This window comes from Pseudomonas sp. S3_E10 (assembly GCF_054667615.1).
The window spans coordinates 5895920-5910902 of sequence record NZ_CP162743.1 but is presented as its reverse complement, the minus strand read 5'-3'; the positions used below and the strand labels follow the sequence as shown (position 1 = coordinate 5910902).

Genomic DNA, 14983 nt, shown 5'->3' with positions numbered 1-14983 from the left:
CCCTGCGGGAGAACACCATGACGCCAAGGTTTTACGCACAGGACACCTGTTTCTACAGCTCCATGGGCACCTACAGTTTTGAGGACAGGTGCGAGATGACTAAGGCGGTGGGTTATGACGCCACCTATCTTTCAATCTGCGATGGACGCAACTGGGCAGCTGTCCAGCAATTGAACAGCGTCAAGGAGCGTCACGACATTGAGGTAGCGGGCATCTATGTGGTGCTCAACCTGCGCCTTGGCGCAGAGGCGGAGCAGAACGCGGGCATTTATCAGATGCTGAAAGTGGCACCTCCACGCTCCACCGTCGAATTGGTGATTAAAACCGCGGGGGATTTCGCGCGTTCGGACCCAGGTGGGCGATGAGCCTGTGGTGCGTTTGTTGGCCGAAGCCTTGTCTATCGCACAGCAGAGCAATATAGGCATCCTGATCTACTCGCATTTGCTGCACTGGAGCGAAAAGCACGACGACGCCCTGCGCATTTCTGAGCGACTCAATCACCCCAACCTGGGCCGCTGATTCACGCCAGTGTCAATATGATCACCTTCGGCCACGCGGAGTTTGCCCAGCTAATCCTGGAGGTGTTTGCCCTTTTGCAAGACCGGGCTTTGCTGCGCGGCCTCAGCCGCAAGAAACTCATCGTGAACGCGCGCAGCGCCGGGATAATCATCTCACTGGAGCCGGTCTACGCCATGGCCTACGCGTGGTGGTGGCTCCATGGAGCGCCGTCATATCGGATGTTGACAGGAGCGGTGTTGACAGGAGCGGTGTTGATTGTGCTGTCGATTGTGTTGTCGGCACAGAGTGCGGGGGAATCGCGTAGGACCAATAGCGGAGCGGCTACTTTACTCACCTATGGTGATCTCGCCACGTCTTGTGATAATCAGGGTAGGGCAGATCACAGGTGCTTCCTGTTTTTCAAAAAACTCTCAGGATTCCCACAGATATGTTGAAAGCCTCAGGCCGGTCTATCGATTTGCAGAGACTCCGATCGGAACTGCCCTTATCAATAGCCTGTTTGGCCTTAGGCTGGGGGCATCCTTTTCGAAGCATCCAATGCATGCCCTCAAATGTGCCCCCAATGTAGCAATCCACTGGAAGTGAATGGAGCTCCATGGTTGGTGGAAAGGCAGAAATGATCAGCCGAACAGCCTGCCAGCCGACGCCTAAAGACTCTCAGGATCGCCAAAAAACATCTGAATCCGCGACCTCAACCACCGCTCCCCCGGATCATTGTCCTGCGAGCCGCGCCACGCCATGTGCAGTTCAAAGCTGCGCACCGGCAATGGCGGGTCTTCGGCGCGCAAGCCGCCTGCCGAGGTCAGTGCTTCAGCGGCGTAGTCCGGCACGGTGGCCAGGATGTCCGTGCCTGCGAGCAGCGTGCCCAACCCATTGAACTGCGGTACGGCCAGTACCACGTGGCGTTTGCGATCGAGTTTTTCCAGCTCTTCGTCGATAAAGCCGCTCAAGTCACCGGCAAACGACACCAGGGCATGAGGGCGGGCACAGAAGTCGTCCAGGCTCAAGGAGCCGGGCACGCTGTCGGCGCGCAGCAGTTTGGGCAGGCTGCGGCGCAGTACTTTGCGCTTGGCGTTGGCCGGCAGGTCGGCGGTGTAGCTGACGCCGATGGAGATTTCGCCGGAGGCCAGCAGGCCCGGCATCAGGATGTAGTTGACGCGGCGCACCACCAGCACAATGCCGGGGGCTTCCGCGCGCAGGCGTTTGAGCAGTTGAGGCAGCAGGGCGAATTCAACGTCATCGGACAGGCCAATGCGAAACACCGCAGTGCTGGTAGCAGGGTCGAACTCGGCGGCGCGGCTGACGGCGGTGGAGATCGAGTCCAGGGCCGGGGAGAGCAGGGCGAAGATCTCTACGGCGCGGGCCGACGGTTCCATGCTGCGGCCGGTGCGCACAAACAGCGGGTCATCGAACAACCCGCGCAGGCGTGACAGCGCCGCGCTGATGGCCGGCTGACCGAGGAAGAGTTTCTCGGCGGCGCGGGTCACGCTGCGCTCGTGCATCAAGGTTTCGAATACGATCAAGAGGTTAAGGTCGACACGACGCAGGTCGTTACGGTTCATCTTGTGTCCTGGAAGAGTCAGCGAACTTGACGAGAGCGGTCATATAGGAACAATGCCCGGCGTGAATCTTACGGGGAAAGGCTGGTACTCTGCACCGGCTAATTGAGTTTTCCTACAGGTCAATGGAGTTTTCCCACGACGCCTGAGGTCTATTCCTCACATGCGGAATCAATGACAGACATGTCGACTATTAACGGCGACCGGTGGCCTTACCTGGAAAGCCCAGATAGAGTTCATGGCATTAGAGGTTACTTTGGCGAGGTTTGCGATGTCCCGCACGATTCGTTTTCACAAGTTTGGTCCGGCCGAGGTGCTCAAGTGCGAAGAGCATGCAGCCGCACAGCCCGCGCCGGGCGAAGTGCAGGTGCGTGTCGAAGCGATTGGCATCAGCTGGTATGACATTTTGTGGCGCCAGAACCTGGCGTCTTCCCATGCACGTCTTCCTTCTGGCTTGGGCCATGAAATGGCCGGGGTCGTGGTAGCCCTGGGTGACGGCGTGGATGATCTGGCCGTGGGCGATAAAGTGGCCAGTTTTCCGGCCGAGAGCCCCAACGATTACCCGGTGTATGGCGAACAGATCGTCCTGCCCCGTTCGGCCCTGACCCGCTACCCGGACGTCTTGAGTCCGATTCAAGCGAGTGTGCATTACACACCGCTGTTGATTGCCTACTTTGCTTATATGGACTTGGCCCGGGTCAAACCGGGGCAATTTGCGCTGGTCACCGACGCCAGTCATTGCGCCGGTCCTTCGTTCGTACAACTGGGCAAAGCCCTGGGTGTGCGGGTGATCGCGGCGACCAAAAACAGTGACGAGCGTGAATACCTGCTGTCTCTCGGTGCGGAGAAGGTCATCGTCACCGAAGAACAGGACCTGCTGATGCAAATCAACAAGTTCACCGACAACCGCGGCGTTGATGTGGTGTTCGATGGCTTGGGTGGCCCGCAGATGTCGCTGCTCGGCGATGTGCTGGCTCCGCGCGGCAGCCTGGTGCTGTATGGCCTGCAGGGCGGTAACCAGACACCCTTCCCGGCGTGCGCGGCGTTCCAGAAGAATATTCAGTTCTTTGTGCACTGCATCGGTAATTTCACCGGAAAACCGGAACTGGGCATCATCCAGGACCAGGTTGCACTGCAACGTGCGTTGCGTGATATCAACCAGTTGACCGCTGACCGTGTGCTTGTGCCGCTGAAAACTACCGTGTTTCCGTTCAGCCAATTCGTCGAAGCGCACCGCTATATGGACGAATGCCCGTGCCGCGAGCGTGTGGCATTGCAGGTTGAAGCTGTTTGAGCTGTAGGAGTATTCGCAAATGAATGCTCCAGTCTCTCAACGAATGGGGCAAATGCGCCATTTGTCAGGGCTTAACCTGCGGGCGCCATAAGGTACCGTTCGGCGCATTAGCCCCCTGAATCCTGCTCTTGGTCCCTGACGCCGCGCTGAATCACAGCGCGGCGTTGTTGTGTGTGCGCTTTTTATGCAGCCACGCCTGTTCATCTGCACTGGTTTTTGGCCAAGTTCTGTATCTATTAATCATTATTCCAGCACTGATAATTACGCCTTCACTTTCATCTCAAGGATTGAGCAATGATTGATTCAATGACGCGGTCACCGCTAGTTATTCGAACTCTAGGCAGGGCTTCTGCGTGCGCAGCGCATAGGTGTTTCTATAAAAAGTCGCTAGCCCCTATATCGAAAAGTTGTTTTTAATGCTTTGTCGGAAGCTTCTTTAAAACGCTGGCTAAAACACTGTAGGAAACTGTAGGAATGGTCTTAAGGGTATTGGGAGTATTAAATTATTTCATAAATATCAGCAGCTTGTGTGCGTGTGCTGGCTACTGGATGCTGGCCAAAGCCCCAGGGATTTGGCAACAGGCTGCTAGTGTTTATTTATCGACGCACGAGGCAATGCGCGATTTTCCCACACGCAAAATAAGTCGAGCACGCACTGTCCAGCAGTTGCTTGAAACTGATCTTTCAACTCAGGTAGTAGAACTATGAGCACTATTCACGAGCAGGCGATGAACCATGTTTACCAACAAGTTCTGCAGCGTTTGATTGGGCACTTCAGTCGCTCCGGGCGAACGGCACTCCAGTTATTGGTACAGCGCATCGTTGTGGCGGCAGGGGGCATGGAGCAGGTGGGGGATTTCAAAATACTGTTGGCCCATGGCGGGGGTGAAGTCAGCAGCTACACCCTGGCGCTGTTGCGCGCCGCCCAGTTGACCATTGCCGGGCGTGCGCCCCGTACCTTTCACCTGCGGGTCGCAACGCTGCGTCATACGGGCATCACGGAAAGCCAATTGGACACCCTCAATCGGGGCTATGGCCGTTTGTTCCTCCACGACGACCCGCGCGTGGAGTTGTTAATGGTGGAAAACCACGAGGTACAACCCTTCAATCACCTGCGCCCGGCCTCACCAGTGGCCCGAGACATCAGCCGGCGCGCCAGGTTGTTGATCGGGCACCTGAGTTCCGGCGACTGCCGCGCCATGCTGTGCAACGACACATACCTGGCCCTTGGAGACTTCTATCAGCGTGTCACCACCTGCAATGGCGGCGTTCATGCGCTGGTCAGCGGTGACTCCCCGCGCAAGCAAGGCCAGTTTCTCGCCTGGCTCAAGAAAGCCGCCGTGGGCGCCGGTATGCCGATAGCCAAAGGCCGCGCGCTATCGCTCAACGCATTGTTCGCCCGAATGGAGGAGTGGAGCAGCGGTTATTACCGTGATGCATTCGGCGACCACTATGTCGCCCATGACGATCCCAGCAAGGCCAGCCACCGCCACCTCGCCTACATCGGTGTGGCAGACCTGCTGGAGGACGTCGACCTGGGCTCATCGTCCTTGTTGACTGAGTTCATGGCCTACACCCCCGACCCGCTGGGTTTTCACTTCACGCACCCGGCTTATTCCAACCCGCTGTTGATGGCCCATTTGCGCGGGCTGCAGGCTGAGTGCCTGCGGGATCTGGACTACGCCGAGGGCGTCGAAGATTTTATCCAGCAGGCAACGCCGTACATGCTTGGCCTGCATATGCCCCAAGAACTGCTCGCCCAGGCCGGCACGGCTGAAGGGCGCTTGCTCTCAAGCACTTTTGCCGAGTCATTCTTCGGCCTGGATGAAACCCAACTGATCTGCCTGTTGTTTTCGCCGTTCATTCATCATGGTGAGCGCCTGGAAAGCTATTTGCGCCAGTGCCATCCGGGCATGCTGGTGGCGCTGCCGGAACTGCACAAGGTGCTTCAGGGCAAGCCGTCTGCCGATATGCTGCAACAGTGGGTCACGGACACCAGCGGCGTGCCCTTGCCGTTGTTGCAGCACCTGTATCGCAAACGTCCCCTTGTCGACGTCCATGGCGCACGGCGTGCCCCTGCAACCCACGGCGCCGTCCTGGCCGTGCATTCGTCCGGGCAATGACCCTGCGCGGCGAGCGTCAGGCGGACTTCGCGTATCAGGCGGTCTACCGCTACATGATTACCCTGATCAACGAGGTCAGTACTGATACCCGCGTAAAGCTGCCGTCATTGCGGCAGTTGGCCGGGCGCCTGAACGTGTCGATCTCGACGATCCAGTACGCCTATGCGTTGCTGGAAAAAGAAGGCCGTGTGTATTCGGTGGCCAAGTCCGGTTATTACGCCTGGCCCATGTCTGCCAACCCCTCGGCGTGGGCGGGTGGGGATTTGCTCGACCGCCTCTACGCGGCAGCCCGACGCCCCGGCATGGCCGTGCTCAGTGGCGATGAGCCCGCGTTGCTGGCCTCACTGGACACAGCCCTGCTGCGCCTGGAACGCGAACTGGTGCGCCAGTACCCGAAAAACTTGCAGCCCTGGTCCCAGCCGTACGGGGTCTGGGAATTACGGGCCGCATTGGCCGCACGTTACACCTCGTCGCCCACCCACTGCTGGCACGCCGACAATGTGTACATCGGTGCCGACCTGCGCGGCGTGCTGGACATCCTGATTGAAGTGCTGGGCCTGCGGGGCAGCACGGTCATCGTGGAGTCACCTTGTGACTGGCTCATCCTGCGCCTGTTCCAGGACGCAGGGGTGCGCATCCTTGAGTTGCCCTGGACACCCGAGGGTAGCCTGGACCGCCCGACCCTGGAGCGGCTGCTGCGCGACGAAGCGGTGCACCTGGTGATGTTCTCTTCCACGGTCAGCTTGCCTTCGGGGGTGACGATGTCGCTCTACGAGCGGCTGGAAGTGGCGCGGCTGCTGAGCCAACACGATTGCTGGCTGCTGGAAAACGACACCTTCGGCCGGCTGAGTTTCGATACGTCCCACACGGCGTTGCGCGATCTGGTGAACCCTGACCGGGTGATCGTGTTCTCTTCATTCGAAAAACTGCTCGGCTCGGAAGCCCCCTATGGTTTTTTGCTGGCGCGGCGCCTGGGCGTTGAGTTGCAGCGTCAATTCCTGTTGCGCTCATTTCGCTTGTCGTCGATTCGCCAACGTGCCATCGCCCGCTTACATCAAAGCGGGCGTTTCGATCAGCACCTGCGCACGCTGCGCCAACAGCTCGGCGAACAAGCGGTGCGGATGAGCCTGCGCCTGGAGCAACAGTTGGGAGGGCAGGTGAGTTTTCGAATGCCGGCGGCTGGGGCGGCGTTCTGGCTGGCCTCCACGCGTGCCGTGGATATGCGCCAGGTATTCCAGCGTTTGCTGGTACAGCAAGTGGTGGTTGCACCCGGTGAGCTGTTCAGCGTCAGCGGCTTGCATCACCAGAACCTGCGCGTGAGCCACACCTTCCATGGGCACCCTAATCTGGACATTGCCCTGGCGGCATTGAGCGACGCCTTGCGCCAGGCGCAGACTGGGTGAAATTTCTATTTGTGTTGTAGGATCGATACCGTCGCGCAGTAGTCCAACTCTCAGTAAACTGCCATTTTTCCACATCCTTCTTTCCGAGGTTTATGCATGACAATCAGTCCTTTTGCGGGCAAACCGGCGCCGGCCCAGTTGCTGGTGGATATCCCGCGACTGGTCACGGCCTACTACACCGGCCAGCCTGATGCAGCGATCTCCACCCAGCGCGTGGCCTTCGGTACGTCCGGGCACCGTGGCAGCTCGTTCGAGCTGAGCTTCAACGAATGGCACGTGCTGGCCATCAGCCAGGCGATCTGCCTGTATCGCGAAGCCCAAGGCATCAACGGGCCGCTGTTTGTCGGCCTGGACACCCACGCACTGTCAACGCCGGCCGGCGCCAGCGCCCTGGAAGTCCTGGCAGCCAACGGTGTGCATGTGATGCTCGCCGAAGGTGATGAATACACGCCGACCCCGGCAATTTCCCACGCCATTATTTGCTACAACCGTGGCCGTACCAGCGGCCTGGCCGACGGCATTGTCATCACGCCGTCCCACAACCCGCCGCAAAGTGGCGGCTACAAGTACAACCCGCCCAACGGCGGCCCGGCCGATACCCATGTGACCAAGTGGATCGAGGCCAAGGCCAACGAGCTGCTCGCCAACAAGCTGGCCGGGGTGAAGCGCATCTCCCATGCCCAGGCGCTCAAGGCCGACACAACCCACCGTCACGACTACCTCAATACCTACGTGGCGGACCTGGTCAACGTGATCGATATGGACGCGATCCGCAGCGCCGATCTGCGCCTGGGCGTCGACCCATTGGGCGGAGCAGGGGTGCGCTACTGGTCGGCGATTGCCGAGCATTACCGCCTGAACCTGGAGGTGGTGAATACCGAAGTCGATGCCACCTTCCGCTTTATGAGCGTTGACTGGGACGGTCAGATCCGCATGGACCCGTCCTCCAGCTATGCCATGCAGGGGTTGATCGGCCTCAAGGAGCGCTTCGACGTCGCCTTCGCCTGCGATCCGGACCACGACCGCCACGGCATTGTCACCCCGTCCGGCGGCCTGTTGGCGCCGAACAATTACTTGGCGGTGTCCATCGACTACCTGTTCCAGAACCGTCCTGACTGGCGCGCCGATGCGGCCGTGGGCAAGACCGTGGTCAGCAGCGGCCTGATCGATCGGGTGGCGGCCCGCATCGGCCGCCGTCTGTATGAAGTGCCGGTGGGCTTCAAGTGGTTTGCCGACGGCTTGTTCGAAGGTTCGTTGGGTTTCGGTGGGGAAGAAAGCGCCGGCGCGTCGTTCCTGCGTAAAGACGGCAGCGTGTGGAGCACCGACAAGGACGGCTTGATCCCGGCGCTGCTGGCGGCGGAAATGACCTCGCGCAAAGGCCAGGACCCAAGCCAGATCTACCGTGGCCTGACCGACGCCCTGGGCGAACCGTTCGCCATTCGTGTGGACGCCAAGGCCACGCCCGCGCAGAAAGCCTTGCTGGGTAAACTGTCGCCGGAGCAGGTGACCTCCACCGAACTCGCCGGGGAAGGCATCCAGCAGATCCTCAGCCACGCGCCGGGCAATAACCAGGCGATTGGCGGTTTGAAGGTGATGACCGAAAACGGCTGGTTTGCCGCACGGCCATCGGGCACCGAGGATATCTACAAGATCTACGCCGAAAGCTTTATTGGCGAAGATCACCTCAAGCAATTGGTGCAAGAGGCGCAAGTGCTGGTAGATGGCGCAATCAGCTCCAACTGACACAGTTGTAAAAAATGTGGGAGGGGCTTGCTCCCGATAGCGGTGCGACAGTTATTCAATCAGCTGACTGACACACCGCTATCGGGAGCAGGTCGCACCGTCCCTCCCACCTTTCGATCAGGCCAGATCGACCAATACGATCTCGCTGTCCTCAAGCGCCGTCACCCGCAACACCTGCTCATCCTCGACCGCCACGCCGTCTCGCGCCTGCGCACGCACGCCATTGACGTCAATCACACCCGTGGCCGGTACCAGATAGGCACGGCGGCCGCTGTCGAGTCGGTACTCAGCACTTTCGCCCGCCTTCAAATTGGCCGCCACCAGGCGCGCATCAGCACGAATGCGCAGGCTTTCGCTGTCACCGACCTTGCCGCTGGCCAGGGTCACAAAGCCCTCGCGCTCACCTTTGGGAAACGGCTTGGCTCCCCATGACGGCGGCAGCCCGGCTTCGTTGGGAATAATCCAGATCTGGAAAATCTTGGTCGGCGTGGCTTCCAGGTTGTATTCACTGTGGGCGATCCCGGTACCCGCGCTCATCACCTGCACATCACCGGCTTCGGTACGGCCTTTATTGCCCAGGTTGTCGGCGTGGCTGATCGCGCCTTCGCGCACATAGGTGATGATCTCCATGTCACGGTGCGGGTGCTGTGGAAAGCCGGTGCCTGGCGCGATGATGTCGTCGTTCCACACACGCAGGTTGCCCCAGTGCATGCGCTTGGGGTCGTGGTATTCGGCGAACGAGAAGTGATGATGAGCGTCAAGCCAGCCATGATGGGCGCCGCCCAGGGATTTGAAAGGTCGAAGTTCGAGCATGATTGCCTCCTGTTGATGACGGCATCATCCGTCAGCCCAACATCGATAAAAAGCGTAAAAAATGCCTGATTCCTATCAGCTAAATTGATTGGTTTGCGCTGCTTTGACTTTCAGTTCATCGCCTAACTGCATGACGCCACAGCAATTGGCTGGAACTGCGCGGCGTTTCCGGCGACCATGGCGCACCTGTCAAACCCAGCTCATCGCAGGAGTCCGCGTGCCGCAACACAAGCCTGATCTGCCCCCTGAACTGCGCCCACTGGCACAAATGCCGCTGTTGAAACGCCTCGCCGCCCGTTTGTTTGGCCACGGCCTGACCCGCTTGCGCGCACAGCACCGGTTTTCGTGGTTGCACGGGCAAGCCGATGGGTTTCGCAGTGGTCACGAAGCCGGCGTGGAGTATGGCTATCGCGAAGGCAAGGCCGATGGCATCGAAGAGGGCCGACAAGTCCTGTTGATTCGTGATTTCCGCCCGGATGAGCACCGAGCCCCCGGCATCGACGACAGCCTGTTCGACGATTGGCGGTTGCCCCTGACCGCCGACCTGAAAAAACGTCTCAAGGCCGACGTGGCGCGGTTGCTGCCGGCCCATGCCCAGCCCAGCGCGGCGCAATGGAAGATGATTTTCAGCGATACGCCTTCGACATCCGTCATTGCCGGGGCCGGGGCCGGTAAATCAACCTCGCTGGTACTGCGCATTTTGCTGCTCACCCATTATCTGGGCTTCGAGCTGAGCTCAATGACGGTGGTGACCTTTACCCGCGAGTCACGCAAGGACTTCATCCACAAGCTCATGCAAATGATGAGCTTGTGGGGCCAACCGCTTGATATGAAAGATGCCCAGGCGGTGGTGCGTACCTTTCACTCGCGCATCCTGCCGATGGTGCGCAGCCTGCCGGGCTTTGAGCGCCTGCAAGCGTTCGAAAACCTCAGTTCCGGCTTCGAAGACGCCGACAGCAACCCCTTCGACCTGCGCATCAATGACGCCCAGCGTCAGCAGATGAACGCCTGTTATCACCGGTTGCAGGGCGAGCACCCGCGTTTCCGCGAGCTGATCGCACCGCTGGCTCGTCAGGGCCTGCAGCTCAAGGAGCTGGAGCGTGACCATCCGGATGTACAGAAACGTGCGGCGGTCACCGAACTGGCGGCCAAGCGCGATGAAGAGCTGTGCGATGTGATCGAGGACCTGTGGTTCCGCGCCGGCGCCTGGCCGATCAAGGGGATTGAGCCCAACCGTCAGACCGTGGAGGTCAATGGCGCACAGTTTCACTGCCACGGCTATATCCCCGAATTGGATGCCTGGGTGGTGCTGGGCTTTGATCCACGGGAAAACCCTCAGCTCAGCCGACCGAATGCCAAGCTGTCGGTACGCGCGGAATGGGCGGTAAAGCGCACCCTGTTTCAAGCTTTCTGTCGTAAGCCGCTGATTTGGTTCGAGAGTTATGAATCATCCGGCCGTCTTGCGAGCGGCCTGGCGGGAGATGCCAGCGCCGGGCCGGGCTTTGATTACAAGGTCAAAGGTGAGTTGGCCAGCGCACCGTTGCTCGACAGCTTTGTCATGGCGGCCGGCTTCATTGAGAACCTCGGCCTGGACGTGCCCACCGCCGTGGGCCGGATGAGCTTTGCCAAAGACGATCCGGACCGCTTCTTCTTCGAGGCCCTGAGCATTTTCTGGAAGGCCCTGGAAGATCACTTGCTCGACCAATCGCCGCCGATCATGACGTATAACCGCATGTTCTCGTTATTTGGCGAAAACACCCCGGAAAACCTCAAGTTGCTCAGCGATCCGTTGCTGCGCCCCTTGTCGCACCTGATGATCGACGAGTTCCAGGACGTGTCGCCGCAGATCGTCTCGTGGCTGCGGGCCAGCTTGCGCGAAATCCGTAGCCGGGGCCCGGCGATGCACGTGGGGCGTGGCGCACAGCATTCTTCGCTGCTGTGCGTCGGGGATGACTGGCAGTCGATCTATGGCTGGCGCGGCAGTTCGCCGAAATACTTCATGCAATTCAACACAGAATTCCCCGCACCGAGTACCACCCGCGTAATGCTCGGCGAGAACTACCGCAGCCATCAGCATATCATTGATGCAGCCGAGCATATTGTGCGGGCCGCCCCGGCGATTCCCGGCAAGAAGGCCAAGGCCAGCGGCACGCCCAAGGCGCTGGAGCCGGTCAAAGTGTTTGCGCGTGATGACGCAGCGCTGGGCCGTCGATTGCTGGAGCACTACCAAAAGGGTGATTCGATATTAATGCTGTATCGAAAAAGCAGCGATAAGCTGTTGATTCAAGAGCATATTCAGTCGGTAGTTAATGTGGATTCCAGCTTGCCGTCTCAAGCGCGCAGGCTCAAGCAATTGACCTACCACAGCGCCAAGGGGCTGCAGGCCGATGCGGTCTTTCTGCTTGGGGATTGCCAGCACGTGACCCGTTCGCCCTACAAGAATCAGGTGTATCGCATGGCGGGTCTGGGCAAGGACGGCGACAGCGAGCCGTATGACACGGCGCAACAGGACGAGGTGCTGCGCCTGGCCTACGTCGGCATTACCCGGGCCGTCAGCCAGTGCTACTGGTATGTGGAAAAGCCCGAAGGCCAGGCTGTGAATGTGCCCAGGGCTTCGGAACGGGTCGATGGAAAAAAGGCATTTTTCGATGACCAGCGCGGCTGAAAGCCGCACCGGCTCTACTGTGGGAGCAACTGTCCGGATGAGGTGTGGGCGTTCCCGCCTTCACCTCACGCCCGCAACGACAACGGCGGTACAAAGGACGCCAGCTCGTCTTCCACCGCTTCAATGATGCGCTCCACATCGGCGGCATTCATCACCGTGGCACAGGGGATGCCGGCGATGGCAATCAGGGTTTCGCCGCTGGCGCGGTCGAACAGGCGGGCGACCATACTGCCGGGCGCGTCCATGCTGCCCTCGAAGCCCATCGGATGGAAATGCCAGCGCATCAACTGGCAGGCGTTGGGGAACGTCACTTTGTTCATGTTGCCCACCTTGTTCATTGAGCGCTTCCTTTAGCTCGCGGCAGGGAGCCATGACCGTCAGTGGTCGTGGCGTCGGAGCTTTAAAAATAGCATTCGTTCGCAAACGCGAGTCGAGTTTTTTTGCCCCGTTCGGCGGTTGTTTTGCATAAGGTTGATGCAGGTCAAGCCCTGCTCAGGATTGGGCACAGTGCCATTACTCTGCGGTCGCAATTGGCCGTTGTCGGCACTGTGGAATTTCGGCAAGCTCCACGGTTTACCCAGCGCAGAACCGCCCATGCCCGACATCGCCGCCGCCGATGATTGCCAGCACACCCACGCCACGCGTGAGCTGGTGTTGCGCCACCATCTGTGTTGGCGCCACCGCGACTTGGACGGGGTAATGTCCTACTACCACCCGGACATCCAGTACCACGACTTTTTCCAGAACCGTGTCATTGGTTACGCCGACCTGCGTGAGTACCTGCACGCCAGCATGCCCCGTGAGGCCGATGAGGCCATTGAGCACACCGATCGCATCCGTGCCGAGGGCGACACCGCCTTCATCCAGTACCGCATCACGTTGCGGGGCGGCCAGGGGCTGGTGTCGTTTCGTACCAGCGAAGCCATTACCGTGCGCGACGGGTTGATCTGGCGGGTCAATGAATACGCGTCACTGGTGCATGAGCAGCCCACCCAGGCCTTGCGCCCCACGGTCAGCCGCCTGGGCCTGTCGCCCCAGCAATTGGGGCACATGGCCAAGGACCTGCAGCAGTACTTCGAGCGCAGGCAACCCTACCTGGACCCCGAATTGGATTTGCAGCGCGTCGCCAAGGAGTGTGGCTACAGCCGAAACCAGATTTCCTATCTGCTCAACCAAGTGCTGGGGCAAAGCTTTTACCGCTACGTCAACCAGGCCCGGCTCCAGCACTTGCTGGCAGCGCTGGATGACGCCACACCGCCGATAAAGGTCGACGACCTGGCCTTCGCCGCCGGTTTCAATTCGTTGTCGGCGTTCTACAGCGCCTTCCGCCAGCACACCGGGCAGTCGCCCAAAGCCTACGTCAAGCAAATTTCCCTGCGTGCACGCGCGCAAGACAGCGAATAACCCCGCGCTCTAGGATCCCCTCTATCGAAATGAGGTAGGGGAGCCTGGCATGCCGCAATGGCGCAACATCAGTTTATGGATGGATCAACTGGACGACCCGCTGGTGGCTCGGCCGTGCCTTGAGCATGACTTGGACGTCAACGTGGCCATTATCGGCGCCGGTTACACCGGGCTATGGACCGCCTACTACCTCAAGCGCCAGGCGCCTGAGTTGACCATCGCGATTATCGAGGCGCAAACCGCCGGTTTTGGTGCCTCGGGGCGCAACGGTGGCTGGCTGATGGGTAACCTGCTCGGCGAAGATCGGCTGCTGGCCGGCTTGCACGCCGAAGCGCGCCGCGCCTCGTTCGATCTGCTGCACGGCATCCCCGACGAAGTGGCGCAGGTACTGGCCCGCGAAGGCATCGACTGCGACTACCGCAAGGGGGGCGCCCTGTACTGTGCCGCGCGCTACCCCGAGCAAGAAGCCAGCCTGCGCGCCTATCTGCACAAGCTCTATTGCCAGGGCCTCACCGACGCCGACTACCGCTGGCTGAGCCCGCAGCAGTTGGCCGAACAGCTCCGCATCGCCAGGCCCTATGGCGGTATCTATGCACCCCATGTCGCCACGATTCAGCCGGCCAAGCTGGTGCGCGGCCTGGCGCGGGTGGTGGAACGCATGGGCGTGAAGATTTATGAAAACAGTCCGGTAACCCAGTGGCAGTCCGGCGGCCTGCGCACGGCGAAGGCCAGTGCGCGCGCGGTGTGGGTGGTACCGGCCGTCGAGGGCTATGCCAACACGTTGCCGCCCTTGGGCCGCTACCAATTGCCGGTGCAAAGCCTGATCGTCGCCACCGAGCCGTTGCCGGCCAGCACCTGGGACGAGATTGGCCTGAGCCACGGCCAGGCCTTCGGCGAAAGCAGCCGCCAGGTCACTTATGGCCAGCGCACGGCGGACAACCGCCTGGTATTCGGCGCCCGTGGCGGCTATCAGTTCGCCGGACAGTTGCGCCACAACTTCGATCTGACCGACAGCGAAGTCGAGCTGCGTCGCTACCTGTTCAGTGAGCTGTTCCCACAGTTGAAAAACGCACGGATCAGCCATTCGTGGGGCGGCAATCTCGGCATGTCGCGCCAATTCCGGCCGCACATGCTCTGTGATCAACAGTCCGGCATCGCACTGGCTGGCGGGTATGGCGGGGAGGGCGTCGGCGCTGCCAACCTCGGCGGTCGCACCCTGGCGGACTTGATCCTCGGGCGCGATACAGCGCTGACCAAACAGCCCTGGGTCATTCGCGAACGTGGTCTCGACGCGCTCAAGGCCTGGGAACCCGAGCCCTGCCGCTGGCTGGGCTACAACGCGATCATTCGCAGTTTTGTCCATGAAGACCAGGTGCTGGCCAACCCCAACTCCGCCCCGTGGCGTCGCAAATGGGCGACCGGCGTGGCCGGGTTCATGGAAGGTTTCATGCACTGAGCCG

13 protein-coding genes are annotated in these 14983 nt (G+C 60.3%); 10 read left to right on the top strand and 3 right to left on the bottom strand.

Features of this window, described 5'->3' with window-relative positions; all coding sequences use genetic code 11:
• Nucleotides 1-17: 17 nt before the first annotated feature.
• The 3 genes from AB4N98_RS27085 to AB4N98_RS27075 are packed head-to-tail and all read left to right on the top strand — an operon-like array spanning nucleotide 18 to nucleotide 953.
• Nucleotides 18-365 carry a hypothetical protein gene (locus tag AB4N98_RS27085; protein WP_189654367.1) on the top strand — a complete coding sequence of 116 codons (348 nt, stop codon included), beginning with the start codon at nucleotides 18-20 and terminating at the stop codon, nucleotides 363-365.
• Between the two features lie 7 nt (nucleotides 366-372).
• Nucleotides 373-519, top strand: coding sequence for a hypothetical protein (locus AB4N98_RS27080; RefSeq protein WP_189654366.1), 147 nt, complete (start codon nucleotides 373-375; stop codon nucleotides 517-519).
• 17 nt (nucleotides 520-536) lie between these two features.
• Nucleotides 537-953: a hypothetical protein gene (locus AB4N98_RS27075; RefSeq protein ID WP_189654365.1), complete on the top strand. Its 417-nt coding sequence runs from the start codon at nucleotides 537-539 to the stop codon at nucleotides 951-953.
• 213 nt (nucleotides 954-1166) lie between these two features.
• Here the strand turns inward: AB4N98_RS27075 and AB4N98_RS27070 are convergent, their stop codons facing one another.
• The gene (locus tag AB4N98_RS27070) at nucleotides 1167-2081 is read right to left on the bottom strand and encodes a LysR family transcriptional regulator (protein ID WP_010210548.1); all 915 of its coding nucleotides are present in this window, start codon (nucleotides 2079-2081) and stop codon (nucleotides 1167-1169) included.
• 268 nt (nucleotides 2082-2349) lie between these two features.
• Here AB4N98_RS27070 and AB4N98_RS27065 point away from each other — a divergent pair, with 268 nt between their 5' ends.
• The 4 genes from AB4N98_RS27065 (at nucleotide 2350) to pgm (ending at nucleotide 8641) form a co-directional block, all read left to right on the top strand.
• The gene (locus AB4N98_RS27065) at nucleotides 2350-3372 is read left to right on the top strand and encodes a zinc-dependent alcohol dehydrogenase family protein (RefSeq protein WP_017530621.1); all 1023 of its coding nucleotides are present in this window, start codon (nucleotides 2350-2352) and stop codon (nucleotides 3370-3372) included.
• A 704-nt stretch (nucleotides 3373-4076) separates the two neighbouring features.
• The gene (locus tag AB4N98_RS27060) at nucleotides 4077-5495 is read left to right on the top strand and encodes a hypothetical protein (RefSeq protein WP_065879109.1); all 1419 of its coding nucleotides are present in this window, start codon (nucleotides 4077-4079) and stop codon (nucleotides 5493-5495) included.
• On the top strand, nucleotides 5492-6898 hold the full coding sequence (locus AB4N98_RS27055) for an aminotransferase-like domain-containing protein (RefSeq protein ID WP_017530623.1): 1407 nt from the start codon (nucleotides 5492-5494) through the stop codon (nucleotides 6896-6898). The genes AB4N98_RS27060 and AB4N98_RS27055 overlap by 4 nt, the downstream gene beginning before the upstream one ends.
• A gap of 96 nt (nucleotides 6899-6994) precedes the next feature.
• Complete coding sequence (gene pgm, locus AB4N98_RS27050) at nucleotides 6995-8641, top strand: phosphoglucomutase (alpha-D-glucose-1,6-bisphosphate-dependent) (RefSeq protein ID WP_065879108.1); 1647 nt, start codon at nucleotides 6995-6997, stop codon at nucleotides 8639-8641.
• 117 nt (nucleotides 8642-8758) lie between these two features.
• Here pgm and AB4N98_RS27045 read toward each other — a convergent pair whose 3' ends face one another.
• The gene (locus AB4N98_RS27045) at nucleotides 8759-9454 is read right to left on the bottom strand and encodes a pirin family protein (RefSeq protein WP_017530625.1); all 696 of its coding nucleotides are present in this window, start codon (nucleotides 9452-9454) and stop codon (nucleotides 8759-8761) included.
• A 217-nt stretch (nucleotides 9455-9671) separates the two neighbouring features.
• On the opposite strand from AB4N98_RS27045, the gene AB4N98_RS27040 reads away from it, so the two are divergent.
• Complete coding sequence (locus tag AB4N98_RS27040; RefSeq protein ID WP_460149113.1) at nucleotides 9672-12119, top strand: UvrD-helicase domain-containing protein; 2448 nt, start codon at nucleotides 9672-9674, stop codon at nucleotides 12117-12119.
• Between the two features lie 65 nt (nucleotides 12120-12184).
• On the opposite strand, the gene AB4N98_RS27035 is transcribed toward AB4N98_RS27040, so the two are convergent.
• Nucleotides 12185-12457 (bottom strand): DUF1652 domain-containing protein, encoded by a 273-nt coding sequence (locus AB4N98_RS27035; protein WP_003174017.1) that lies wholly within the window; start codon nucleotides 12455-12457, stop codon nucleotides 12185-12187.
• Between the two features lie 256 nt (nucleotides 12458-12713).
• Here AB4N98_RS27035 and AB4N98_RS27030 point away from each other — a divergent pair, with 256 nt between their 5' ends.
• Nucleotides 12714-13523, top strand: coding sequence for a helix-turn-helix transcriptional regulator (locus tag AB4N98_RS27030; RefSeq protein WP_017530627.1), 810 nt, complete (start codon nucleotides 12714-12716; stop codon nucleotides 13521-13523).
• A gap of 49 nt (nucleotides 13524-13572) precedes the next feature.
• Nucleotides 13573-14979 (top strand): NAD(P)/FAD-dependent oxidoreductase, encoded by a 1407-nt coding sequence (locus AB4N98_RS27025; protein ID WP_068931828.1) that lies wholly within the window; start codon nucleotides 13573-13575, stop codon nucleotides 14977-14979.
• Nucleotides 14980-14983: the final 4 nt, after the last annotated feature.

Bases quoted from the DNA above. Each gene is read 5' to 3' on its own strand.
- AB4N98_RS27035 (WP_003174017.1), bottom strand. From the start codon at position 12,457: ATGAACAAGGTGGGCAACATGAACAAAGTGACGTTCCCCAACGCCTGC.
- AB4N98_RS27085 (WP_189654367.1), top strand. From the start codon at position 18: ATGACGCCAAGGTTTTACGCACAGGACACCTGTTTCTACAGCTCCATG.
- pgm (WP_065879108.1), top strand. From the start codon at position 6,995: ATGACAATCAGTCCTTTTGCGGGCAAACCGGCGCCGGCCCAGTTGCTG.
- AB4N98_RS27075 (WP_189654365.1), top strand. From the start codon at position 537: ATGATCACCTTCGGCCACGCGGAGTTTGCCCAGCTAATCCTGGAGGTG.
- AB4N98_RS27070 (WP_010210548.1), bottom strand. From the start codon at position 2,081: ATGAACCGTAACGACCTGCGTCGTGTCGACCTTAACCTCTTGATCGTA.
- AB4N98_RS27060 (WP_065879109.1), top strand. From the start codon at position 4,077: ATGAGCACTATTCACGAGCAGGCGATGAACCATGTTTACCAACAAGTT.
- AB4N98_RS27065 (WP_017530621.1), top strand. From the start codon at position 2,350: ATGTCCCGCACGATTCGTTTTCACAAGTTTGGTCCGGCCGAGGTGCTC.
- AB4N98_RS27030 (WP_017530627.1), top strand. From the start codon at position 12,714: ATGCCCGACATCGCCGCCGCCGATGATTGCCAGCACACCCACGCCACG.
- AB4N98_RS27055 (WP_017530623.1), top strand. From the start codon at position 5,492: ATGACCCTGCGCGGCGAGCGTCAGGCGGACTTCGCGTATCAGGCGGTC.
- AB4N98_RS27045 (WP_017530625.1), bottom strand. From the start codon at position 9,454: ATGCTCGAACTTCGACCTTTCAAATCCCTGGGCGGCGCCCATCATGGC.
- AB4N98_RS27025 (WP_068931828.1), top strand. From the start codon at position 13,573: ATGCCGCAATGGCGCAACATCAGTTTATGGATGGATCAACTGGACGAC.